Source organism: Nocardiopsis eucommiae (assembly GCF_965344335.1).
GTDB classification, from domain to species: Bacteria; Actinomycetota; Actinomycetes; order Streptosporangiales; family Streptosporangiaceae; genus Nocardiopsis; species Nocardiopsis eucommiae.
The window spans coordinates 114890-137377 of the sequence record NZ_CBDRIY010000005.1 but is presented as its reverse complement, the minus strand read 5'-3'; the positions used below and the strand labels follow the sequence as shown (position 1 = coordinate 137377).

The following is a 22488-nucleotide window of genomic DNA, read 5'->3' as shown; positions in this document are numbered from 1 at the left end:
TCCGGCCACCCGCCCCCGCTCCCGAAGACGACGACGGGGGCGCCCCCGAAGGGACGCCCCCGTCCTCAGACCACCGCCGGTTCGGGACCGGCGGGCCTCACTAGTCGCCCTTGGCGGCGGACTCCACCTCGGGGGTGTCCGGCACCGCGTCGGGCTTCGGCACACCCTTGAAGGTGAACTTGGCGTCCGTGCCCTCGCCCTCGGCGTCGATCACGACGATCTGACCCGCCTTGAGGTCGCCGAAGAGGATCTTCTCGGAGAGCTGGTCCTCGATCTCCCGCTGGATCGTGCGACGCAGCGGCCGCGCGCCCAGGACCGGGTCGAACCCGCGCTCGGACAGGATCTGCTTCGCCTTGGGGCGGAGCTCGATGCCCATGTCCTTCTCCTTGAGCCGGTTGTCCAGGCTCGTGATCATCAGGTCGACGATCTGGAAGATCTCCTTCTCGGTCAGCTGGTGGAAGACGATGACGTCGTCCACACGGTTGAGGAACTCCGGCCGGAAGTTGGTCTTGAGCTCCTCGCTGACCTTCGCCTTCATCCGCTCGTAGTTGGTGTTGGCGTCGTCCTCCTTGGCGAAGCCCATGGCCTGGCCCTTGGAGATGTCCCGCGTACCCAGGTTGGTCGTCATGATGATGACCGTGTTCTTGAAGTCGACGTTGCGACCCTGGGCGTCGGTGAGACGACCCTCCTCCAGCACCTGGAGCAGAGAGTTGAAGATGTCGTTGTGGGCCTTCTCGATCTCGTCGAACAGGACCACGGAGAACGGCTTGCGGCGCACCTTCTCGGTGAGCTGGCCGCCCTCCTCGTACCCGACGTAGCCGGGGGGCGAACCGAACAGCCGCGAGACCGTGTGCTTCTCCATGAACTCGGACATGTCCAGCTGGATCAGCGAGTCCTCGTCCCCGAACAGGAACTCGGCCAGGGTCTTGGACAGCTCGGTCTTACCCACACCGGACGGACCGGCGAAGATGAACGAACCACCGGGACGCTTGGGGTCCTTGAGACCGGCGCGGGTACGGCGGATCGCCTGGGAGAGCGCCTTGATGGCGTCCTCCTGGCCGATGACCCGGCGGTGCAGCTCGTCCTCCATACGCAGCAGGCGCGAGCTCTCCTCCTCGGTCAGCTTGAAGACCGGGATGCCGGTGGAGGCGGCCAGGACCTCGGCGATGAGCTCCTCGTCGACCTCGGCCACGACGTCCATGTCGCCGGCCTTCCACTCCTTCTCCCGCTGCGCCTTCTTGTTGAGCAGCTGCTTCTCGTCGTCGCGCAGGGACGCGGCCTTCTCGAAGTCCTGCTCGTCGATGGCCGACTCCTTGTCGCGGCGCACCCCGGCGATCTTCTCGTCGAACTCGCGCAGGTCCGGCGGCGCGGTCATCCGGCGGATGCGCATCCGCGAACCGGCCTCGTCGATGAGGTCGATCGCCTTGTCCGGCAGGAAGCGGTCGCTGATGTAGCGGTCGGCCAGCTGCGCGGCGGCCACGAGGGCGCTGTCCGTGATGGAGACCCGGTGGTGGGCCTCGTAGCGGTCACGCAGACCCTTGAGGATCTCGATGGCGTGCGTGATCGTCGGCTCGTCCACCTGGATCGGCTGGAAGCGGCGCTCCAGCGCGGCGTCCTTCTCCAGGTACTTGCGGTACTCGTCGAGCGTGGTCGCACCGATGGTCTGGAGCTCACCCCGGGCCAGCATGGGCTTCAGGATGGAGGCGGCGTCTATGGCACCCTCCGCCGCGCCCGCTCCGACCAGCGTGTGCAGCTCGTCGATGAAGAGGATGATGTCGCCGCGGGTGCGGATCTCCTTCAGCACCTTCTTGAGGCGCTCCTCGAAGTCACCTCGGTAGCGGCTGCCCGCGACCAGGGCGCCCAGGTCCAGCGTGTACAGCTGCTTGTCCTTGAGCGTCTCGGGGATCTCACCCTTGACGATCTTCTGGGCCAGGCCCTCGACCACGGCGGTCTTGCCGACACCGGGCTCACCGATGAGCACCGGGTTGTTCTTGGTGCGCCGTGAGAGCACCTGCATGACCCGCTCGATCTCCTTGTCCCGACCGATGACCGGGTCGAGCTTGGACTCGCGCGCGGCCTGCGTCAGGTTGCGACCGAACTGGTCCAGCACCAGCGAGGTGGAGGGGGTGGACTCGGAGGAGGCGCCCGTGGCCTGCGGCTCCTTGCCCTGGTACCCGTGCAGCAGCTGGATGACCTGCTGGCGGACCCGGTTGAGGTCCGCGCCGAGCTTCACGAGCACCTGGGCGGCGACGCCCTCGCCCTCGCGGATCAGGCCCAGCAGTATGTGCTCGGTACCGATGTAGTTGTGGCCGAGCTGAAGCGCCTCGCGCAGCGACAGCTCGAGGACCTTCTTGGCGCGCGGGGTGAAGGGAATGTGTCCCGACGGCGCCTGCTGGCCCTGACCGATGATCTCCTCGACCTGCTGCCGAACCGCTTCGAGGCTGATACCAAGGCTCTCCAGAGCCTTGGCGGCGACGCCCTCACCCTCGTGGATGAGGCCGAGCAGGATGTGCTCCGTACCGATGTAGTTGTGGTTGAGCATCCTGGCTTCTTCCTGAGCCAGAACCACCACTCGCCGCGCGCGGTCGGTAAACCTCTCGAACATGTCTCGTCGCTCCTCTACAGAGCGGTCAGGCAGGGACGGCGATGACCGACCCGACTCTTCCGCATATAGGCCCCACAGGGATTAACCGCCCCGGGGAGCACTGTCGCACCCGCCCACCCTTCCGGCTGCTGCCGACAGGGTGGACGTCTCCGTACGGCCGACCGCAGCCGTCCGTGCCAGAGACTTTCCCCGACGATAGGGCGTTCACCCAACATCCAACTACCAATTGGCGCGTCAGATTTCCCTGTACGCCGAAGGCGAACGGCCCGGGACTCCCATCCATCACGAGAGTGCCCGGGCCGCACGTGCGTAAGCCGGATTATCGGCTCTTAGCGAACAAGCGGAAGCCGTGTTGTTCTTCAAGCGGAAATGGTCCGAACCATCTCCCGGAGTGACCCCGGTGACCCTGGGTCGACCCGCGTGCGTCCCACCCCGGCGGCGGGCCGGGGCCGAACTCCTCGCGCTCGCGGGCTCCTCACTCCGTGGCGCGGAACCGAGCCGCGCGCGCACGCCGCCGAACCGCGCCGCCTCGTGGGCGGGGGTCCCGCGCGTGTCTGCCGCCCGCGCGCCCTCCGCCGTCGATGACGACGGGACCGCGGTCGCCGTTCCGACACCTCCCCGGCCTCGGGCCGGGGGCAGCTCCGTCGGGGGCTCAGGCCTCGCGTCCCGGTGTCACGGGTCCTGTCCAACGAGGCTCCGCGACGAACGGGTCCGGGGCTCGGCGCCCCGAAGCGTGGGGCGAAATGTCGACCAGACCACCCCTATTTCCGCCGCCCTGGGCGGCGGCAAACCTAACCCTTGACGGCCTCGTATTCGGCGACGATGGCAGCGGGGATGCGGCCGCGCTCATTGACGGGCTTCCCGGCGGCCTTCGCCCACGCGCGAATCTCGGCGCTGCGCTCACGGCTGGGAGCATTCCGGGTGCCGCGACGAGCGGTACCGCGGGCCTGCTTCGCGGGAGCCTTGCGGGAGGCCTCAATGAACGGAGTAAGAGCCTCACGGAGCTTGGCGGCATTACCCGCGCTGAGGTCGATTTCGTACGTCGATCCATCGAGACCGAACGTCACCGTCTCCTCGGCCTCGCCGCCGTCGAGGTCGTCGACCAGGAAAACCTGGACCTTCTGTGCCATGGAATCAAACCTTTCAGCAGAGCGGTGTCTCCACACCTGAATATAAAGCTATCTCGCGAGAACGCGAAAGACAATTCCCGGCGTGCCAGAAATCACCTGGACCCGCATCGGCGGGATTCGGGGTCGCCGGAGCAGCGCGGGGCTGGCGAGTTGGCCCGCACACGCTGACCCCCAACGCGCTCGGCGCGCCGGGGACCGGTTCAGCCAGGCACCGTATCTAACGAGCCTCGGATTCGGTACGTTCCCCATCCTGGGCAATCGGCGTCTCGTTCGTCGCCCGGGTCTCCTCGACCCCGGCCGCGCCGTTGTCGACGGCGGCCTCCTCATCCTTCGCCTCGTCGCTGACCAGGCTCCCGTCCATCCTGCGCGGCGCCATCTCCTTGCGCAGCAGCTTGATGACGAAGGCACAGAACACGGTCGCGACAACCACGGGCGGGATGAGCGCGGACAATACGTCGATCAGTCCAGGGGGGAGCACCGATGACAAAAAGTCACCCATCGAAGCGGCCTACCCTTCCTGGTTGTTACTTATTGCAGCAAATACCCGACTCAGTGTCGGGTCCGCGCTGGGGGATGGCGCTCCGGCACCGCCGGGCAAACGCATACCAGACATCATAGACATCGTTTGCCCCCGACTTGACACCGGACGTACCGAAGATGGCCCTTCAAAGCCTGATGGTGGCCAATGTCCGGTGGTCTGTTCCACCGTCACGCGGAAGACCTCGGCCACGGCGACGGGCGATCGCGGACGGTGTCCCACAAATCCGGGATGCCGAACGTCCCGTCGTCACTTCAACCGGGGAACCGGCGATCCTGACGGACGCAGGTACACATTACCTGCCTTGTTCCACACCCATACCACCCGGTGCGGTTAAGGACCTACGTCCATCGGGGGATCCGGCGAACCGTTCCGAAGGGGAAGCCCGCCCTATCGGGGGCCCAAAACCTTTAGCCGGACACCCTTGCCGGACTGCCGTCCAGGTGCACAAGCATCCGGGTGTTCCCCAGGGTGTTGGGTTTGACCCGCTCCAGGTCAAGGAATTCCGCCACGCCCTCGTCATAGGAACGCAGGAGTTCCTCGTAGACACGGAACGGGACCGGGGTGCCCTGGATCGGGGCAAAGCCGTGTTTGGCGAAGAAACCGGTCTCGAATGTCAGACAGAACACACGGCGCACGCCCAACTCACGCGCCGTGTCCAGCAGTTCGGTCACGATTCGGTGTCCGACGCCGAAACCGCGCAGGGAGGGGTCCACCGCGACGGTGCGCACCTCCGCCAGGTCCTCCCAGAGGACGTGGAGGGCCCCGCAGCCGACCACCCGGAGCTCACCCTCCGGCGCGTCGTCCTCGCCCGTCGCCGGGTCGGGAACACTCTCCGCCTCGGCCACCCAGAACTCCTGGATGTCCTCGTAGAGGTTGACCGTGCTCTTGGAGAGCACGCGGCGGTCGACGGAGTAGGTGTCGACGAGGCGGCGGATGTGGGTGACGTCGCGCGTCCTGGCGCGACGGACCCGGACATGACGAACGGGCATAGCCGGACCAGACTACGCCCAAGCGACCTCCCACCGAAACGCTCCTCATGCGGTGGGGGGTGACTCGGTCTGCTGAACCGGTATGCCCGCGGTGTCTCCCGGCGTCCGCCGGGTGGCGTCAGATCAGATGAGCTGACGCCTCGCGGCCCACACGACCGCCTCGATGGGTGTGTTCACGCCCAGCACGTCGCAGATGTTGCGGATGCGACGTCGCAGGGTCCGGGCGCTGAGTTCGAGGTGCCGGGCGGCCACCTCGGTGGTGACACCGGTGGCGATCTCGGCGAGCAGTTCGAGCTCCTCGTGACTCAGCTCGACCGGCGCGTAGGGGCCGTTGAGCGTGTTCTCCCGCGAGCGGGCCTGCAGGGGAACCACGTTCTCCCTGTGCTCCCGCGGCGCGAGGGGGTTCTGGTCCTCAACGGTACGTCGTACGAGTGTGGCCTGTTCCACTCCGTCCTCCCTCATCCATGTGAGTGCGGAACATCAACTCGTCACCGAGGAGTCAAGCGCGTCGACTGGCTGTCGGCGCGGGTGAGCCCCGAACCACCCCGACCGCTCCCGGAGCCCCTCTGGCACAGGGGCGGGAGTAGGAGGGGAGCACGAGACACACGGACCCCGAACGCTGGGGCCTGGGACGGACAGACCACATCGTGGGTACGTGTGCGGCGGGTTCCACGGATCGCGTCTCGACCCGTGCCCCGGCTCACCGTTGTTCTCGATCACTTCGGCAAACACGCGGACCGAAGTCCGCCCTCAGCACGCTAGGCGGAGCGGATGATACCGTCAAGGCCCGATAAATCACCATGCGTGACGACGTGGAATCCCTGGGTCACATGATCAGGGGTCGGGAATTGCCCTTCCCATACTGACCTGCGCAAACAATCTCCGCCATTGTCGGAGCTCCGATTACTCAACTTTCAAGGGAAAAACCGGGTTCTTCCCTCCGGGACATCCCGCCCTGCCGGGGGGTTCGCCCCTTCTGGCCCACGGGTGAGACGGGTCCCGTGGTCTCGGCCACACTCCGGCTCGGGGCCCACGACTCGGGGCCGCCGCACCTGAGGTGCGACGGCCCCGAGAGAGTCCGCTCCGGTCCGGCCCCGACGAGGCCCGGCCGTCAGTCCCCGGAGGGCTTCACGATCGGGAAGAGCACCGTCTCCCGGATGTTCCTGCCGGTGAAGGCCATGAGCAGGCGGTCGATACCGATCCCCACACCTCCGGTGGGCGGCATGCCGTACTCCAGGGCGCGCAGGAAGTCCTCGTCCAGCTGCATCGCCTCGGGGTCGCCGTCGGCGGCCATCAGCGACTGCTCCGTGAGGCGACGGCGCTGCTCGACCGGGTCGACCAGTTCGGAGAAGCCCGTGCCGAGCTCCATTCCGAACCCGATCAGGTCCCACTTCTCGGTGAGCAGCGGGTCCTCGCGGTGCTGACGGGTGAGCGGGCTGGTCTCCAGCGGGAAGTCGCACACGAACGTGGGCTGGATCAGCGTGTGCTCCACCAGCTCCTCGAAGACGTGCTCCACCAGCTTGCCCGGCCCCCACTCGTGGCTGAACTCGACGCCCTTGGCCTCGGCCAGGCGACGGACCTCCTCCACCGGTGTCCTCGGCGTGACCTCGGCCCCCAGGGCCTCGGAGACCGAGCCGTACAGCGTGACGCGCGGCCACTCCCCGCCCAGGTCGAAGGTCTCGCCGTCACGCTCGATCGTGGTGGAGCCGAAGACCGCGCGGGCCGCCTCCTGGATGAGCTCTCGGGTCACCTCCGCCACGTCGTCGTAGTCGGCGTAGGCCTGGTAGAACTCCAGCATCGTGAACTCGGGGTTGTGCGTGGAGTCCGCGCCCTCGTTCCGGAAGTTCCGGTTCACCTCGAAGACCTTCTCCAGGCCGCCCACGACCAGCCGCTTCAGCGACAGCTCGGGGGCGATGCGCAGGTACAGGTCCATGTCGTAGGCGTTGATGTGCGTGACGAACGGGCGCGCGGTGGCGCCACCGTGCACGCGCATCAGCATCGGGGTCTCGACCTCGATGTAGTCGCGGGAGCTCAGCCCCTCGCGGATCGCCCGGATGGCGGCCGAGCGGCTGCGCACCATCTGCTGCGACTCGGGGTTGACGATGAGGTCCACGTAGCGCTGCCGCACCCGGGCCTCGGGGTCGGTCAGACCCTTGTGCTTCTCCGGGAGCGGGCGCAGGCACTTGGCCGTCAGCGTCCAGTCGCTCACCATGATGGAGAGCTCGCCACGGCGGGAGGTGATGACCTCGCCCTCCACACCCACGTGGTCACCGAGGTCCACGTCGGCCTTCCAGGCGTCCAGGCCCTCCTTGCCGACCTGGTCCAGGGACAGCATGATCTGCACGTCCCCGGTCTCGTCGCGCAGGGTCGCGAAGCACAGCTTGCCGCCGGAGCGGTAGAGCATCACGCGACCGGCGATGGCGACCCGCGCCCCGGTGTGGGTGTCGGGCTCCAGGCCCTGGTGTTTCTCACGCACGGGACCGATCGACGTCGTCCGCGGGTAGTTCACGGGGAAGGGGTCGGTGCCCTCCTCCCGGAGACGGTCCAGCTTCTGCCGCCGGACCCGCATCTGTTCGGGCAGGTCGTCATAGTCGTCGTGCGTGTCATTCACGGGCCCGATCCTACCGGCGTCGGCGCCCCCGGGTGCACCGCGCGAGGGGGCCGCGGTACCGGCGGCGGGTGGGCGCGGGGGCCGCCCACCCGGGGGATCAGCCCGCGTTGCGTTCGAAGACCAGGCGCAGCCCGGTGAGGGTGAGCCAGGGCTCGTGGACGTCGACGGTCTCGCACTCGCTGACCACCGTGCCCGCCAGGCCTCCTGTGGCGACCACCGTCACGTCGTCCGGGTTGTCGGTCAGTTCCGCGACCATGCGGTCCACGATGCCGTCGACCTGCCCGGCGAAGCCGAAGACGATCCCCGAGCGCAGCGCCTCCGTGGTGTTCTTGGCGATGGCCGAGCGCGGCCTGACGATCTCGACCATGTGCAGTTGGGCCCCCCGCCGGGACAGGGCGTCCACCGAGATGTCGATGCCCGGGGCGATGGCACCGCCCACGTACTCGCCCTTGGAGCTGACGGCGTCGAAGGTGGTCGCGGTCCCGAAGTCCACCACCACGCTGGGCCCCCCGTAGAGGTGGCTGGCGGCCAGCGCGTTGATGATCCGGTCGCTGCCCACCTCCTTGGGGTTGTCCATCCGGATCGGCACGCCCGTCTTCACCCCCGGTTCGACGATCACCGCGGGCAGGTCCCCGAAGTGGCGGCGGAACATGTCCCGCATCTCGTGCTGGACGGAGGGGACCGAGCAGCACATGGCGATGCCGTCGACCTCGCTCGGGTCGTTCAGGGAGCTGCCGTCGATGAGCCCGCGCAGGACCACCGCCCATTCGTCGGCGGTGCGTCTGGTGTCGGTTCCCACTCTCCAGTGTTCGAGAAGGTCGTCGGAGTCGAAGAGACCGAAGACCGTCTCGGAGTTGCCGACGTCGATCGCGAGCAGCATTCTGGGGGCCTCACTGGTCGAATTGGTGTGTACCCAAGGAATCCTCCACCAAGAGGGCCCCTCACAACAGGTCGAGCGCGATATCCAGGGCCGGGCTGGAGTGGGTGAGCGCCCCGACCGCCAGGTAGTCGACCCCGGTGCGGGCGACGTCGGCGGCCACGTCCAGGGTGAGTCCGCCGCTGGACTCCAGGCGGGCGCGACCGTCCACGAGGGCCACGGCCTCGGTGAGCCGCTCCACGGGGAAGTTGTCCAGCAGGATCTCCTCGGCCCCGGCGGTCAGGGCGTCCTCGATCTGGTCGATCCGGTCCACCTCGACCTCCAGGGGCAGGTCCGGGAAGCGCGCGCGGATCGCGCGGACCGCCTCGGCCACTCCCCCGGCGGCGACCACGTGGTTGTCCTTGACCAGCCCGGCGTCACTGAGGCAGTAGCGGTGGTTGACCCCGCCGCCGCAGCGGACCGCGTACTTGTCGAGGGCGCGCAGCCCCGGCGTGGTCTTCCTACTGTCCCGGATCCGCGCCCCGGTACCGGCCACGGCGTCGACCCAGGTGCGTGTGGCGGTGGCGACGCCGGACATGTGGGTGAGCAGGTTCAGCGCGGTGCGCTCGGCGGTGAGCAGGTCGCGGGTGCGGGCGGTGACGGTCATGAGCACGTCGCCGCGTTTGACGGAGTCGCCGTCCCGCGCCACCCGCGTGACGTCCACCGCGCCCTCGGCCACCATCCAGAAGACGAGCTCCGCAAGGGGGAGCCCGCTCACCGTGCCGTGGGCTCGCGCCACCACGTGGGCGGTGCGGACCTGGTCGGCGGGGATGGTCGCCACGGTGGTGACGTCGATCCGGGGACCGGCGGTGAGGTCCTCCGCCAGGGCGCGGCGGACGGTGTCCACGTGGGACTGGTGCGGGGCGGTCCACGGGAGGGTGAACTCCGCGCGCGCCTCCGGTGAGGGGTCGGGCTGGGCCAGGGGGAACGCGATGGCGTCGAGCTCGCTCACGAGGGCGGGTGGCAGCTCGGGCTCCCGGATCTCGTCGGTGGTCACGATCGTGTCCCCTTCCAGTCGGACGACCACGGGCCGCACGCGCAGCTCGGGTCGGGGTTCGGGTGTGTCGGCGCGCTGGTGCGCGCCCCGGCTCTCGGTGCGGTGCAGCGCGGCGGCGGCCACGAGGCGCGCCACGGTGAGCAGGTTGGTGGCCTCCCACGCGGCGACGCCGGGGGCGACACGCGAGGTGGGGGCGGCCAGGGCGTCGAGCCGGTCGACCAGTGCGGCCAGGCCCTCGCCGGTGCGCAGGACACCGGCGTCGCGGGACATCAGGGCACGGACCGTGGCGACGGTGGACGGGTCGGCCAGCGGCGCGGTCGCTCCGGTGGCCCGCGCGGACTCCGTGCTCCGCCTCTCCTCCCTGGCCAGACGGGTGGCGATCCGGTCGGCGTAGACCAGGCCCTCCAGGAGGGAGTTGGAGGCCAGACGGTTGGCCCCGTGCACGCCGGTGCGGGCGACCTCCCCCACCGCCCACAGGCCGGGGACCCCGGTGCGGCCGTCGATGTCGACCTCGACCCCGCCCGAGGCGTAGTGCGCGGCCGGGGCCACCGGGACGACCTGGGTGAGCGGGTCGATCCCGTGGGAGCGGCAGGAGGCCAGGATGGTCGGGAAGCGGCGCTCCCAGGTGGCCCGGCCGAAGTGGCGGGTCTCCAGGTAGACGTGGTCGGTGTCCTGTTCGGCCATGGTCCGGGCGATGGTGCGGGCCACGACGTCGCGGGGGGCCAGGTCACCGAGCTCGTGCACCCCCTCCATGATGCGGTGGCCCTCGGCGTCCACGAGGTAGGCGCCCTCGCCGCGCAGGGCCTCGGAGACCAGGGGCTGGCGTCCGCGCGCGTCCGGTCCGAGCCAGAGCACGGTCGGGTGGAACTGGATGAACTCCAGGTCGCGCAGGCGGGCCCCGGCACGGGCGGCCAGCGCGAGGCCGTCGCCCGTGGACACGGTCGGGTTGGTGGTGGCCGCGAAGACCTGGCCCATCCCCCCGGTGGCCAATACCAACGCGGGCGCCAGGACGGCGCCGACGCCGTCGCGTTCCCCCTCACCCATGACGTGCAGGGTGGCGCCGAGCACCGCTCCGTTCTCCGGATCGCGCAGGGCGTCGAGGGCCACGGCGTGTTCGACGACCTCGATCCGTTCCTCGGACAGGACCGCATGGACCAGGGCGCGCTGGATCTCGGCTCCGGTGGCGTCGCCGCCCGCGTGGGCCACCCGGTCGGCGCGGTGCCCGCCCTCACGGGTCAGGGAGAGGCTCCCGTCGTCGTCCCGGTCGAACTCGGCGCCGAGGGAGATGAGCCAGCGCAGCGCGTCGGGCCCCTCGGTGGCCAGGACGTGCACCGCGTGGGGGTCGCACATCCCGGCACCGGCCAGGAGGGTGTCGACCATGTGGGCGACCGGACCGTCCTCGGGGGCCATCGCCGCCGCGATGCCGCCCTGGGCGTAGGCCGTGGATCCGGTGGAGAGCCGGTCCTTGGTGACCAGGACGACCCGGCCCGTGTCGGTTCGGCGGACGTAGCGCAGCGCGGTGCTCAGACCGGCGATGCCCGAGCCCACCACGGCGACGTCGGCGTGGACGGTCCACCCCGGTTCGGGGGCCTCGACACGGGTCTGTCTGGCAGGTGTCATCTGGGGGTCTCTCCTGGGGCGGTGGAGCAGTGCGGCGGGACGGTCACGACGGGAGGCCCACCGTCACGTTGTCGATGAGCCGGGTCCGGCCCACCCGGGCGGCGACGGCCAGGACGGCGTCGCCCCGGTGGTCGTCGGCGGCGTCAGCGAAGGTCGCCGGGTCGACCAGGGCGAGGTAGTCGAGTTCGACCGGCGGGGTGGCCCGGGCCGCCTCGTCCAGCACGGCGCGGGCGGCCGCGCGGACGGCGTCGGCTCCCCCGGGCGCGGCGTCGGCGCCCGCGCGGAGGGCGCGGGAGAGGTGGAGGGCGCTGGCGCGGTCCCGCTCGGTGAGGTAGACGTTGCGGCTGGAGGAGGCCAGGCCGTCGGACTCGCGGAGGGTCGGGGCGCCGACGATCTCCACGGGGAGGTCGAGGTCCGCGACCATGCGGCGGACCAGGGCGATCTGCTGCGCGTCCTTGGCCCCGAAGAGCGCCAGGTCCGGGCGGACCAGCTGGAACAGCTTGGTGACCACCGTGAGGACACCGGTGAAGTGGCCGGGGCGGGAGGCGCCCTCCAGGCGTTCCCCCATGGTCCCGGCGTCGACGGTGACCATCTGCGGACGCGGGTACATGGTGGCGGTCTCGGGTGCGAAGACCACGTCCACACCCTCCTCGGCGCACAGCCGGGTGTCTCCGGGCAGGTCACGCGGGTACTGGTCCAGGTCCTCGTTCGGGCCGAACTGGAGCGGGTTGACGAAGATGCTGACCACGACGGTGTCGGCGCGTTCGCGGGCCAGCCGCATGAGGCTGCGGTGGCCCCCGTGGAGGGCGCCCATGGTGGGGACCAATCCGACCCGGCCCGCGTCGGTCAGGGCGCGGCGCAGTTCCTCCGGGGTGCGGACGACGAGTGGACCGGTGGCGCGGTCGCGCCGGACGGGATCGGTCATGGTTCTCCTTCGTGGTCTGCCGGGGCCGCGTCGGGTCCGGGGCGGTGCCGGTGTCCGTGCGTGTGCCGGTGGACGTCGTGGAAGCGGTGGCGCGTCAATGTGCGCGGGGAACCCTCGTGGCCGGAGGGCCGTGCCTCGGGATCCAGGGCCCGGTTGACGGCCGCCGCCGGGACGGTCAGCGCCGGAGGACGTCCAGCAGTCGGGCGGCGTCCTCGGGCTTGAGCATCCCGGCGTTGATGGCGCGGTCGGCGGTGAGGCGGGCCAGTTCGACGTAGCTGGCCACGCTCTCGGGGGCGTGCTCGCGCAGCTGCTCGACGTGTCCGGCCACGGTCCCGGCGTCGCCGCGCAGGACCGGCCCGCTCAGGCCGTGGATCCCCAGGCGCAGGGCGTTGTCCAGGGCCGCGCTGAGCATGGGGGCGAGCATCCGGGCGGGTTCGGGCACCCCGGCTGCGGAGAGCAGCGAGGCGCTGTCAGCGACCAGCGTGACCAGGTGGTTCGCCCCGCCCGCGAGGGCCGCGTGGTAGAGGGTGCGCCTGTCCTCCGCGATCCACACCGGTTCGGCGCCCATCTCGACCACGAGGGCCTCCGCGATGGGCCGGAGCTGTTCCGGCGCGGTCACGCCGAAGGCGCAGTTGGCGAGCCGTTCGACGTCCTCGTCGCGACCGGTGAAGGTCATGGCCGGGTGCAGGGCGAGCGGGAGGGCGCCGACGACGGTGGCGGGCGCGAGGATCCCGTAGCCGTGGGCGCCGCTCGCGTGGACGAGGATCTTGCCGCGCAGGTCGGTCCCGGTCGCGGCCAGGCCCTCGACGAGGTCGGGGAGCGCGTCGTCGGGAACGGTGAGCAGGACGAGGTCGCTGGCCTCGGCCACCCGGGCCGGTTCGAGGACGCGCGCGCCGGGCAGCCGTTCCTCGACGCGGGTCCGTGAGGCGTCGGAGACCGCCGACGCGGCCACGACCCTGTGCCCGGCCCGGGCCAGGGCGACGCCCAGGACGGAGCCGACCCGGCCCGCCCCGATCACGCCGACGCGCAGGCGGGCGGGGCGCCCCTCGGTCGTCTCCATCAATCGTGTCCCCTCGTGGTCCGGTGCGTCCGCTTCATCCGCACCGTGCTCTGAGCACACGATAGCCCTCCGGGACCGCTGACCAGCCGCCCCGCCCCCGGGGTGGGGACGGGGCGGAGGAGCGGCGGGGAGAGGGGGCGGGTGAGGGCACCCGCCCCACGGGATCAGTTCTGGATGATGACTCCGGAGTTGAAGCAGGAGCCCAGGGACTGGCCGAGGACGGCGTTGGAGTTGCCGCAGCCCTCGTTCTCGGCCTCCAGGTCCTTGATGTAGGAGATGTTGCCGCTGGCGTTGGAGTGGTGCGGGGTCCAGGGTCCGTGCGCCGCGGCGGGGGCGGCGGAGAGGAGGACTCCGGCGGAGGCGAGGAGCACGGCACCGGTGGCGAGCGTCTTCTTCAGCACTTCTTGTCTCCTTCAATGTCCGGACGGGGGGCCGTCCGGACTCGCAGTGACCCTTCGGTGGCGCCCGGGGGCGTCGAGAAAGAAGTTATCGACGCACGGCTCTCGTGAACATGGCCTGAGCTGCATTGATCACAGGGGATCGGCTGGCGTTGACACTGGGTGACGGGACGTCCCGGCGTCGATCGGGACAAAGGAGGGGACTTCGGCCTCCACGGCGTGCGCGCAGCGTGACGGGGGTTCGGGGTTGCAGTCAGACACCAACCCCGGTTCCGGGCGCGCACCACGGCCCCGCGCGGACTCCGGGCACACGAAAGGGCGCCACTCCGTCGTCACGGAGTGGCGCCCCTGCGCGGAAAGCTCGCTGGCCCTGGGCCGGGTCGGATCGGTCGGGACGTCGCCGACCGGACACCCCCGCCCGGGCGGGCCGGGAGGTCAGTCCGGCACTTAGTTCTTGACGACCGCGCCGGAGCCGGTGCAGTTGGCACCGGAGACGCCCAGGATGGAGATCGCGTTGCCGCAGACGTTGATCGGCGCGTCGACATCCGCCACGAGCTGGTTGCCGCTCAGGATGCCGCCGTTGCCGGAGGTGAAGACGTTGCTGTTGGCCATGGCAGGAGTGCCGGCGAACAGGACGCTGCCAGCGGCAGCGGCGATGGCCGTGGCGGCGAGAGCCTTCTTCAGCATGTGTTTTCTCCCGTCAGACCGGCGAGCGGGGGCGCCAACCGGTCGATAACGTTGACGATGTGTATGACAGTGAACACTCAACGTGTTCACCACTATTTAGCCATACTCCGTCGCGCTCCGTGGCCAGAACACGAAAGAGTTTTCCGGTCCTGACCTGGAAGTATCACCATGAGTGAGAAGACATGTCGGACATGCAACCCCGAACCACAGCCTCTGCGGCCCCATAATGTGACACACGTCACTCTGGCGCCCCGGGGGTGTCACCGCCCGAACCCGCCGATTTCTCACCCTTGTCCCCGCTGTTGGTCGAGTCTCCGTGCATGGTCGCCCGGGTGGCCCACCGTTCCGTTCCCGCCGAGGGCACTCTCGCGCGCCTTCCGTTCTCCACCAGGACGTCCAGGAAGCGGCGCCCCTCCCCCGCCTCGCGGTCGGCGGCCCGCGCCGTGACCGGCCCCGGAGGCGTGTCCACGTCCACGGTGACCCGGCCCCTCAGCTGCGCGACCGGACCGGCCGAGAGCCGCAGCGCCTGCATCCGCTCCACCGGCACGATCTCGGTCACCCGGCACAGGAGCCCGCGCACACTCACGAACAACCGCTCGTCCACCCCCACCGCCTGCGGCAACAGGACACGGTTGTCCACCAACGGCACCAGCGCCGCCTCGCTCTCCGGGAACACCTCGTTCACCAGAGCGAACGCCCTCCCCCGGGGCGCCACCGGAAGCAGTGCCGTCGAGTCTGCCTGGCGCGCGCCCGCGTAGCCCGCCACCGTCGCCTCGACCCGGGCCACCCCGAGCGCCCGCCACAGCAGCGGCTCCACCACGCGCACGGCCTGCACCCGGCCGGGCGGGACCGTCTGCATGCGCCGCTGGAACATCCCGTAACGCAGCCTCAGCCCGTCCGAGGACGACGAAGCGTAGAAGTCCGTGTACCGCGCCAGCGGGCCCCAGTAGTAGCGCAGCAGCCCGAGGACGAGCGGGACGGCCCCGGCCAGCGCTCCGGGTTCGAGGAAGACCACGAACGCGGTGAGCAGCAGGAGCAGCAGGACGAACGAGAGCAGCACCGGCACGCGGAACGTCAACGCGCCCAGGAGCAGGAGGAAGGGGAGCCGGTAGAAGGGCCACTCGGGCGCCTCGGGGGCACGGCCCGAGAGTCCGGCGGCGTGCGCCAGCACCGCCACGCGCATCCGCTCGGCCACCTTCCACCGCAGGCAGCGCAACCGGATGGCGCTCCCGTCACCGCCGGCCAGCTCGACCCTGAGCTCCGCGAGGCCGAACACCTGCATCAGCAGCGGTCGCACCACGTCCACCGCCTGGAGGCGGCTCAGCGGGATCTCCCGCGAGCTGCGCAGGAGCAGCCCGCTGTGTACCACCAGATGGTCCTCCCTCAGTCCGAAGGAGCCGTACCACCACGCGGGCAGCGCGTAGGCGAGGGAGCCGAACACCACGGCCACGGTCAGCACGAACACCCACGCGAGCCCGAACTGGCTGAGGATCGGGCCGACCAGCGCCACGAAGACCAGGGTGACCCCGATGACCTGGAGCGGGATGATCAGCCAGTGTGAGCGGAACACCCCCCTGGTGACGTCGTCGGCCGGATCACGCCGCCGGGGCGGTGCCGGGGGACCCCAGGCCGGGCGCGGCGGCAGCACCGCCGGGCCCCAGGAGGGCGGCGGAGGCGGTCCGGGTCGGTGCGGCCCCCGCGACCACGGGCCCGGCTGCGGTCGTCCGTGCACTTACAACCCCGTGGAGAAGGTCTCGCTGCGCGCCGCGAGGCGGTCGCGCATCTGGACTGCGTCGGCCAGCGGAAGCCCCACCACCCGTGTGTCCGCCGTGCTCGCGGCGGTGCGCACCCGCACGGTCGCGATCCCCAGCGCCTGTTCGAGCAGGTCCGTCGTGACGTCCACGACCTGCATCCGGCCGTAGGGGACGACCACCAGCTGACGGACCAGCACTCCGTAGGTGAGGTACAGCTCGGCGGCCCCCTCGACGTAGCCCCAGGAGCGCTGGAAGCGCCCGGCCAGCAGCCACAGCACGACGGCGGCCACCAGGACCAGCACCGCCCAGACCACGGCCGGCCACGGTCCACGCCACAGGAACAGGAGCAGGGACCCGACCGCGCCGACGGCCAGACAGCCCGCGGCCGTCACCAGGCGGCGGTACCAGGCCAGCGCGACCGGAACCCGGGACCAGTCGGTGCCCCCGGGCGCCGCGAAGGCGTCGTCCACGGGGCGAGGGGGCGGTGCGGCGCCCTCCGGCGTCGGCGGTGTCGGTTCACTGGTGTCCACGGGCTCAGTCAATCATCAGCGGGCCGTGCCCGCCCGAAACGGCTCGGCCGTAACCCGGAGTCGACCGCGTTCCACCCCGTTCCGGGCGGGACGGCACGTCCTAGGCGAGCCCCGGTGGGTCGTTCCGGTCCTCGTCCTCGTCCTCGGGCACCCGGCAGGCGTGCTCCAGGTAGAGCGCGGCGGCGAGCAGCAGACCGGCGGCGAACGCCGTGCCCAGGGCGATCAGGAACACCTCGCGGTGGCTGGGCAGCTCCAGCCGCCCCGTGACGGACAGCGCCGTCCCGGCGAAGTACCCGGCGGCCAGCGAGGCGAACAGCGCGCTGGCCTTGGCCAGCGCCAGCAGACGGGCCGCGCTCAGCGGCTCCATCGGCTCGGTCCCGGGCGCCCGGCGGACCCGGCGCGCGGTCCGCCCTGCGGTGAACCCCTCCGCAAGGGCGAGCAGCACCAGGGTCGGGATCGCCGACCACGGCATCAGGGGCAGACCGCTCACCGAGTTGGCGACGAGCAACCCCGCCAGCGCCCCGAGGAGCGCCAGCAGGGTGGGGACGCGCCACCCGGTCGGGGCGAGCGTGCCCCCGCCCTCACCCGACACGTCCGGCCTCCCCGGGCAGCCGGAGCCGCAGGTCCTCCCGGACGGTCAGCTCCTGTTCCCCCTCGGTGTCGGCCTCCTCCACCCCGGCCAGCAGGGTGGCGACCGGGGCCCGGCCGGGCAGGACCGCGCCGGGGTCCGTGTCCAGCCAGGGCCGCAGCACGAACGCGCGCAGGTGCGCGCGCGGATGCGGGAGGGTCAGCTCCGGGTCGTCGTCGGTCACGTCCCCGAAGGCGATCACGTCCACGTCCAGGGTGCGCGGCCCCCACCGGACCTCGCGGACCCGCTCGAAGGCGCGCTCGGCGGAACGGGCCAGCTCCAGCAGGTCCTTGGGGCCGACGGTGGCGTCCACGACCAGGACCGCGTTGAGGAACGCGCCCTGGTCGGGCCCGCCCACCGGAGCGGTCTCGTAGACCGGGGAGACCGTCACCGGGGTGACGCCCTCCCCCGCCGAGAGCAGGTCCACCGCGCCCTGGAGGGTGGCCCTGCGGTCCCCGAGGTTGGACCCCAGGGAGAGCACGGCCCGCGTCGCCGGGCTCACCACGGGCCCCTCCGCCCCCGGGTGACGGTGACCGCCACGTCCGCGAACTCGTGCTCGATGGGCGCCGACGGCTTGTGCACCGTCAGTTCCACCCCCTCCACCAGGGACTCGGCCAGGCACACCCCGGCCAGGCGCTCGGCCAGGGTCTCGATCAGGTTCACCGGCTCGCCGGTGACCACCGCGACCAGCCGGTCGGCCAGCTCGCCGTAGTGCACCGTGTCGCGGACGTCGTCGCTGGCCGCGGCGGGGGAGGTGTCCAGGTACAGCACGGCGTCCACGACGAAGTCCTGCCCGTCGCGACGCTCGAAGTCGAACACCCCGTGGTGGCCCCGGGCCCGCAGGCCGCGGAGCTCGACGCGGTCCCGCATCAGTCCTCGGCCTCCGCCTCGTCGTCGTCCTCCATCAGCACCGGGGAGGCGTGGTGCGACCACAGCCGCCACCCCTGTTCGGTGTCCACGAACAGGTTGGTGGTGACCACCTGACCGCCCGCGACGAACCCGGGGCTGCCGTCCTCCGCCGTCAGCACGTTCTCCTCGCACGTCACCATGGCGATGTCCCCGCCCACCCCGATGTGCGTCTCGGTGAGCACGTACTGGATGTAGGTGACGTTGGCCATGATCAGTGACCACGCGCGCATGATCTCGGTACGGCCGCGCAGGAGCGGCCACCCGGGGTTGACGCACACCAGGTCGGGGGCCTCGTGCTCCTCCGCCCACACGGTGCGCATCAGGTCGATGTCGCCGTTCTCGATGGCGCTGTAGAACTGCGCGTTGGCCTCGCCCACGCGCTCCATGACCTCCTGGCGGGACTTCACGCGTCACCCCGGTCCACGGTCCGGTCCCGGCCCTCGGCGAGGCTGGCCCCGCCGTCGGCCCAGGCCGCCGCCACGCGCACGGCGTCGGCGTTCGGACGGACGTCGTGCACCCGGACCGCCCAGGCGCCGCGGTCGGCGGACAGGGTGGTCACGGCCGCGGTGGCCGCGTCGCACCCGACGAAGGGGCGGTCCTCGCCCTTGGCGTCTCCGAGCAGGCGGCTGAGGAAGCGTTTGCGTGAACCCGCCACGAGGACGGGCCGGCCCAGTTCGTGGAACCGGTCGAGGTTCTGGAGCAGCGCCCAGTTGTGCGCCTGTTCGGGACGCTTGGAGAATCCCAGACCCGGGTCCAGAACGATCTGGCCGGGGTCGACACCTGCACTGATCATGGCCTCCATACGGTCGCGGAGCTCATCGAGGACCTCCTGGACGACATCCGTGTACACGGCACGGCTCTGCATGTCATGACTATGCCCACGCCAGTGCATCAACACGTAGGCGACACCGGAAGAAGCGACGAGTCGCGCCATCTCGGGGTCCGCGAGACCGCCGCTGACGTCGTTGACCAGTACCGCACCGGCGTCGACCGCGCTCGCGGCGACCTCGGCCCGCATCGTGTCCACACTGACCGCGATCCCGCGCGAGGCGAGTTCGCGCACCACCGGTTCCACACGGCGCAGCTCCTCGGGGGCCGAGACCCGTTGGGCTCCGGGGCGGGTGGACTCACCGCCCACGTCGACGATGTCCGCGCCCTCCTCCACGAGGTGCAGACCGTGTTCGATCGCGCGCTCGGGGTCGAACCAGGACCCGCCGTCGGAGAAGGAGTCGGGGGTGACGTTCACGACCCCCATGACCAGGCACCGCCCGCGGTCGGGCAGCCCTGGAAGTGTGTGTTTCGGCGCCATGCGCATCACCCTACGCGTACGCCGAGGGGCCGGGGGCACACGGCCCCCGGCCCCTCGGCCGGTGGTGTCGGGGTCCGGACCGGGCGCCGCCCGCGGACGGCGTCAGCGCTGGTCGAGAATGAGGCTCATGACCTCGGAACGGGTGCGGTCGCTGCTGCGGAAGATGCCCCGCACGGCGGAGGTGACCGTCTTCGCGCCGGGCTTGCGCACCCCGCGCATGGTCATGCACAGGTGTTCGGCCTCGACCACCACTATCACCCCGCGCGGGTCGAGGTGCTCCATGATGGCGTCCGCGACCTGCCCGGTGAGGCGCTCCTGCACCTGCGGGCGCCGGGCGTAGACGTCCACGAGGCGGGCGAACTTGCTCAGCCCGGTGATCCGGCCGTGCGGGCCCGGGATGTAGCCCACGTGCGCCACGCCGAAGAACGGCACCAGGTGGTGTTCGCAGGTCGAGTACAGCTCGATGTCCTTGACCAGGACCATTTCCTCGTGGTCGGCCTCGAAGACCGTGGTGAGGACGTCACCGGGCTTCTGACCCAGACCGGAGAACTGCTCCTCGTAGGCCCGGGCGACCCGCTCGGGAGTCTTGGCGAGGCCGTCGCGGTCGGGGTCCTCCCCGATGGCGATGAGGATCTCCCGAACCGCGTGCTCGATGCGCTCGCGGTCCACGGGTCTGGCGGGCAGGTCCGAGCTCACTCCTGGTCTCCTTCTGTGGTGGTCGGCCCCGGGTGCTGACCGTTGCTGGACGGACTCTGGACGTCGGCGCCGTTCAGCGCGGCCAGCTCCTTCTTGGAGCGGACCGGGGGGCGGCTGGAGGGCTGGCGCTTGCCGTAGCCCGTGTAGGAACCGCGGGCGGGCCGCTTGACGACCGGCTCGAAGACCTCCAGCACCTGGCTCTTGGTGAGCGTCTCCTTCTCGAGGAGCTGCACGACCAGCTCGTCGAGCACGTCGCGGTACTCGACGAGGACCTCGTAGGCCTCGTCGTGCGCGGACTCGATGAGGCGGCGCACCTCCTCGTCGATGAGGGAGGCGATCTCCTCGGAGTACTCGCGGGCGTGGGACATCTCGCGGCCCAGGAACGGCTCGGTGTTGCCGGAGCCGAACTTGCGGGCGCCCAGGCGCTCGCTCATGCCGTACTCGGTGACCATGTTGCGGGCCAGGCTGGTGGCCTTGTCGATGTCGTTCCCGGCACCCGTGGTGGGCTCGTGGAAGACCAGCTCCTCGGCGGCACGGCCGCCGAGCATCATGGCCAGCTGGTCCATCATCTGCGAGCGGGAGGTGAGGAACTTGTCCTCGGTCGGCACCGACATCGTGTAGCCGAGGGCACGGCCGCGCGGCAGGATCGTGATCTTGTGGACCGGGTCGGCGTTGGGCAGCGCGTGGCCCACCAGGGCGTGGCCGCCCTCGTGGTAGGCGATGACCTTCTTCTCGCGGTCCGACATCACGCGGGTCTTGCGCTCCGGACCGGCCATCACGCGCTCGATGGCCTCCTCGAGGACCGCGTGGGTGATGACCTTGCTGTCCGCGCGCGCCGACAGCAGCGCGCCCTCGTTGATGACGTTGGCCAGGTCGGCGCCGGTCATCCCGGAGGTCTGGCGGGCGATGACGGTGAAGTCGACGTCCTCGCTCATCGGCTTGCCCTTGGCGTGCACGGCGAGGATGTCCTTGCGACCGTCCATGTCCGGGCGGTCCACGACGACCTGGCGGTCGAAGCGGCCCGGGCGCAGCAGCGCGGGGTCGAGGATGTCGGGGCGGTTGGTGGCGGCGATCAGGATGACGCCGCCCTTGACGTCGAAGCCGTCCATCTCGACCAGCATCTGGTTGAGGGTCTGCTCGCGCTCGTCGTGCCCGCCGCCCATACCGGCGCCGCGGTGGCGGCCGACGGCGTCGATCTCGTCGATGAAGATGATCGCGGGGGCGTTGGCCTTGGCCTGCTCGAAGAGGTCGCGCACACGCGAGGCGCCCACACCGACGAACATCTCGACGAAGTCCGAACCGGAGATGGAGTAGAACGGCACCCCGGCCTCACCGGCGACCGCGCGGGCCAGGAGGGTCTTGCCGGTTCCGGGCGGGCCCATGAGCAGGACGCCCTTGGGGATCTTCGCCCCCATCGACTGGAACTTCTCCGGGCTCTGGAGGAACTCCTTGATCTCGTGGAGCTCCTCGATGGCCTCGTCCGCACCGGCCACGTCCTCGAAGGTGTTCTTCGGGGTGTCCTTGGTGATGAGCTTGGCCTTGGACTTGCCGAACTGCATGACCCGGGAGCCGCCGCCCTGCATCTGGCTGAAGATGAACCAGAAGATGACGATGATGATGATCAGCGGCAGGAGGCTGAACAGGGCCGTGGTCCAGATCGGTGTGGTCGCCACCGAGACCTCGTAGGCCTTCAGGTTCCCGTCGGGGTTCTCACTGGACTCCTGGAGCATGTCGGCCAGCTGGAGGCCCTGCCCCTCGACCCAGTACGCCTCGAGGATGTCCTCGTCGACCGTGGTCAGTCGGATGCGCTGGTCGCGGTCGACGATCTCGGCGTTGTCCACCTTGTCCTGCTCGATGAGCTGGTAGACCGTCGAGATGTCCGCTTCCTCGGGCTGGGGACCGGCGCCCACGTCGAACACGCGGAAGCCGATGACGAGCATGAGGGCGACAGCCAGGATCCAGATCCACGGGCCGCGGAAAAAACGCTTCAGATTCATGTGAGCGGAACCCTGTCGGGTCCGTCCCTCCTGACCAGGCCGCCCGCCCCAGAGGAGATTCCGAAGCAGGACCTATCGGACACGTGCTCCCTGCGATGACGCCGGGATATTCGACGGTACACCTCGCCGTGCGGAGCGGGCACACCGCTCGCGCCGGTGACGGGTCCGTCATGAACGCAACGACGG

General features: G+C 70.4%; 21 protein-coding genes. All 21 read right to left on the bottom strand.

Translation table 11 applies throughout. The features are described from left to right. Window positions 1-100 precede the first annotated feature (100 nt). On the bottom strand, window positions 101-2605 hold the full coding sequence (locus ACRWK8_RS04945) for an ATP-dependent Clp protease ATP-binding subunit (RefSeq protein WP_431868609.1): 2505 nt from the start codon (window positions 2603-2605) through the stop codon (window positions 101-103). Window positions 2606-3396: 791 nt separating this feature from the next. Then, a complete protein-coding gene (locus ACRWK8_RS04940; protein ID WP_017542917.1) occupies window positions 3397-3735 on the bottom strand; it encodes a histone-like nucleoid-structuring protein Lsr2 in 339 nt (112 codons plus the stop codon). Between the two features lie 217 nt (window positions 3736-3952). Beyond that, window positions 3953-4234, bottom strand: a complete 282-nt coding sequence (locus tag ACRWK8_RS04935; protein ID WP_378738738.1) for a hypothetical protein — start codon at window positions 4232-4234, stop codon at window positions 3953-3955. A 449-nt stretch (window positions 4235-4683) separates the two neighbouring features. After that, entirely contained in the window at window positions 4684-5265 is a 582-nt protein-coding gene (locus ACRWK8_RS04930; RefSeq protein ID WP_431868606.1) for an amino-acid N-acetyltransferase, read from the bottom strand. A 123-nt stretch (window positions 5266-5388) separates the two neighbouring features. Next, window positions 5389-5712 carry a LuxR C-terminal-related transcriptional regulator gene (locus tag ACRWK8_RS04925; protein WP_378738742.1) on the bottom strand — a complete coding sequence of 108 codons (324 nt, stop codon included), beginning with the start codon at window positions 5710-5712 and terminating at the stop codon, window positions 5389-5391. Between the two features lie 664 nt (window positions 5713-6376). Beyond that, window positions 6377-7876 (bottom strand): bifunctional lysylphosphatidylglycerol synthetase/lysine--tRNA ligase LysX, encoded by a 1500-nt coding sequence (gene lysX, locus ACRWK8_RS04920; protein ID WP_378738745.1) that lies wholly within the window; start codon window positions 7874-7876, stop codon window positions 6377-6379. Window positions 7877-7973: 97 nt separating this feature from the next. Then, window positions 7974-8756: a type III pantothenate kinase gene (locus tag ACRWK8_RS04915; RefSeq protein WP_431868603.1), complete on the bottom strand. Its 783-nt coding sequence runs from the start codon at window positions 8754-8756 to the stop codon at window positions 7974-7976. A gap of 61 nt (window positions 8757-8817) precedes the next feature. Further along, a complete protein-coding gene (locus ACRWK8_RS04910) occupies window positions 8818-11409 on the bottom strand; it encodes an L-aspartate oxidase (protein WP_431868601.1) in 2592 nt (863 codons plus the stop codon). Window positions 11410-11452: 43 nt separating this feature from the next. Then, window positions 11453-12334 (bottom strand): pantoate--beta-alanine ligase, encoded by an 882-nt coding sequence (panC, locus tag ACRWK8_RS04905; RefSeq protein WP_431868599.1) that lies wholly within the window; start codon window positions 12332-12334, stop codon window positions 11453-11455. Window positions 12335-12509: 175 nt separating this feature from the next. Then, window positions 12510-13394: a Rossmann-like and DUF2520 domain-containing protein gene (locus ACRWK8_RS04900; protein WP_378738754.1), complete on the bottom strand. Its 885-nt coding sequence runs from the start codon at window positions 13392-13394 to the stop codon at window positions 12510-12512. Between the two features lie 164 nt (window positions 13395-13558). Next, window positions 13559-13795, bottom strand: coding sequence for a hypothetical protein (locus tag ACRWK8_RS04895; RefSeq protein ID WP_378738756.1), 237 nt, complete (start codon window positions 13793-13795; stop codon window positions 13559-13561). A 444-nt stretch (window positions 13796-14239) separates the two neighbouring features. Further along, window positions 14240-14479 (bottom strand): chaplin family protein, encoded by a 240-nt coding sequence (locus tag ACRWK8_RS04890; protein WP_352388334.1) that lies wholly within the window; start codon window positions 14477-14479, stop codon window positions 14240-14242. A gap of 238 nt (window positions 14480-14717) precedes the next feature. Continuing rightward, the gene (locus ACRWK8_RS04885) at window positions 14718-16127 is read right to left on the bottom strand and encodes a PH domain-containing protein (protein WP_431868596.1); all 1410 of its coding nucleotides are present in this window, start codon (window positions 16125-16127) and stop codon (window positions 14718-14720) included. A gap of 84 nt (window positions 16128-16211) precedes the next feature. Continuing rightward, window positions 16212-16703 carry a PH domain-containing protein gene (locus ACRWK8_RS04880; protein WP_431868639.1) on the bottom strand — a complete coding sequence of 164 codons (492 nt, stop codon included), beginning with the start codon at window positions 16701-16703 and terminating at the stop codon, window positions 16212-16214. A gap of 160 nt (window positions 16704-16863) precedes the next feature. Further along, window positions 16864-17355, bottom strand: coding sequence for a DUF3180 domain-containing protein (locus ACRWK8_RS04875; protein ID WP_378738762.1), 492 nt, complete (start codon window positions 17353-17355; stop codon window positions 16864-16866). Further along, complete coding sequence (gene folK, locus ACRWK8_RS04870) at window positions 17345-17893, bottom strand: 2-amino-4-hydroxy-6-hydroxymethyldihydropteridine diphosphokinase (protein ID WP_378738764.1); 549 nt, start codon at window positions 17891-17893, stop codon at window positions 17345-17347. The genes ACRWK8_RS04875 and folK overlap by 11 nt, the downstream gene beginning before the upstream one ends. Next, window positions 17890-18261 (bottom strand): dihydroneopterin aldolase, encoded by a 372-nt coding sequence (folB, locus tag ACRWK8_RS04865; RefSeq protein ID WP_378738766.1) that lies wholly within the window; start codon window positions 18259-18261, stop codon window positions 17890-17892. Before folB ends, folK begins: the two co-directional genes overlap by 4 nt. Next, a complete protein-coding gene (locus ACRWK8_RS04860) occupies window positions 18261-18707 on the bottom strand; it encodes a nuclear transport factor 2 family protein (protein WP_378738769.1) in 447 nt (148 codons plus the stop codon). Before ACRWK8_RS04860 ends, folB begins: the two co-directional genes overlap by 1 nt. Then, window positions 18704-19609 (bottom strand): dihydropteroate synthase, encoded by a 906-nt coding sequence (gene folP / locus ACRWK8_RS04855; protein WP_378738771.1) that lies wholly within the window; start codon window positions 19607-19609, stop codon window positions 18704-18706. Before folP ends, ACRWK8_RS04860 begins: the two co-directional genes overlap by 4 nt. Before the next feature lie 102 nt (window positions 19610-19711). Beyond that, window positions 19712-20305: a GTP cyclohydrolase I FolE gene (folE, locus tag ACRWK8_RS04850; RefSeq protein WP_378738775.1), complete on the bottom strand. Its 594-nt coding sequence runs from the start codon at window positions 20303-20305 to the stop codon at window positions 19712-19714. Next, on the bottom strand, window positions 20302-22302 hold the full coding sequence (gene ftsH, locus ACRWK8_RS04845) for an ATP-dependent zinc metalloprotease FtsH (protein WP_378738778.1): 2001 nt from the start codon (window positions 22300-22302) through the stop codon (window positions 20302-20304). The genes folE and ftsH overlap by 4 nt, the downstream gene beginning before the upstream one ends. Window positions 22303-22488: the final 186 nt, after the last annotated feature.

What these genes read in the sequence shown, in the direction of transcription:
- ACRWK8_RS04945 (WP_431868609.1), bottom strand. Translation starts at nt 2,605, where the DNA reads ATGTTCGAGAGGTTTACCGACCGCGCGCGGCGAGTGGTGGTTCTGGCT.
- ACRWK8_RS04940 (WP_017542917.1), bottom strand. Translation starts at nt 3,735, where the DNA reads ATGGCACAGAAGGTCCAGGTTTTCCTGGTCGACGACCTCGACGGCGGC.
- ACRWK8_RS04935 (WP_378738738.1), bottom strand. Translation starts at nt 4,234, where the DNA reads ATGGGTGACTTTTTGTCATCGGTGCTCCCCCCTGGACTGATCGACGTA.
- ACRWK8_RS04930 (WP_431868606.1), bottom strand. Translation starts at nt 5,265, where the DNA reads ATGCCCGTTCGTCATGTCCGGGTCCGTCGCGCCAGGACGCGCGACGTC.
- ACRWK8_RS04915 (WP_431868603.1), bottom strand. Translation starts at nt 8,756, where the DNA reads ATGCTGCTCGCGATCGACGTCGGCAACTCCGAGACGGTCTTCGGTCTC.
- ACRWK8_RS04910 (WP_431868601.1), bottom strand. Translation starts at nt 11,409, where the DNA reads ATGACACCTGCCAGACAGACCCGTGTCGAGGCCCCCGAACCGGGGTGG.
- panC (WP_431868599.1), bottom strand. Translation starts at nt 12,334, where the DNA reads ATGACCGATCCCGTCCGGCGCGACCGCGCCACCGGTCCACTCGTCGTC.
- ACRWK8_RS04900 (WP_378738754.1), bottom strand. Translation starts at nt 13,394, where the DNA reads ATGGAGACGACCGAGGGGCGCCCCGCCCGCCTGCGCGTCGGCGTGATC.
- ACRWK8_RS04890 (WP_352388334.1), bottom strand. Translation starts at nt 14,479, where the DNA reads ATGCTGAAGAAGGCTCTCGCCGCCACGGCCATCGCCGCTGCCGCTGGC.
- folB (WP_378738766.1), bottom strand. Translation starts at nt 18,261, where the DNA reads ATGCGGGACCGCGTCGAGCTCCGCGGCCTGCGGGCCCGGGGCCACCAC.
- folP (WP_378738771.1), bottom strand. Translation starts at nt 19,609, where the DNA reads ATGGCGCCGAAACACACACTTCCAGGGCTGCCCGACCGCGGGCGGTGC.
- ftsH (WP_378738778.1), bottom strand. Translation starts at nt 22,302, where the DNA reads ATGAATCTGAAGCGTTTTTTCCGCGGCCCGTGGATCTGGATCCTGGCT.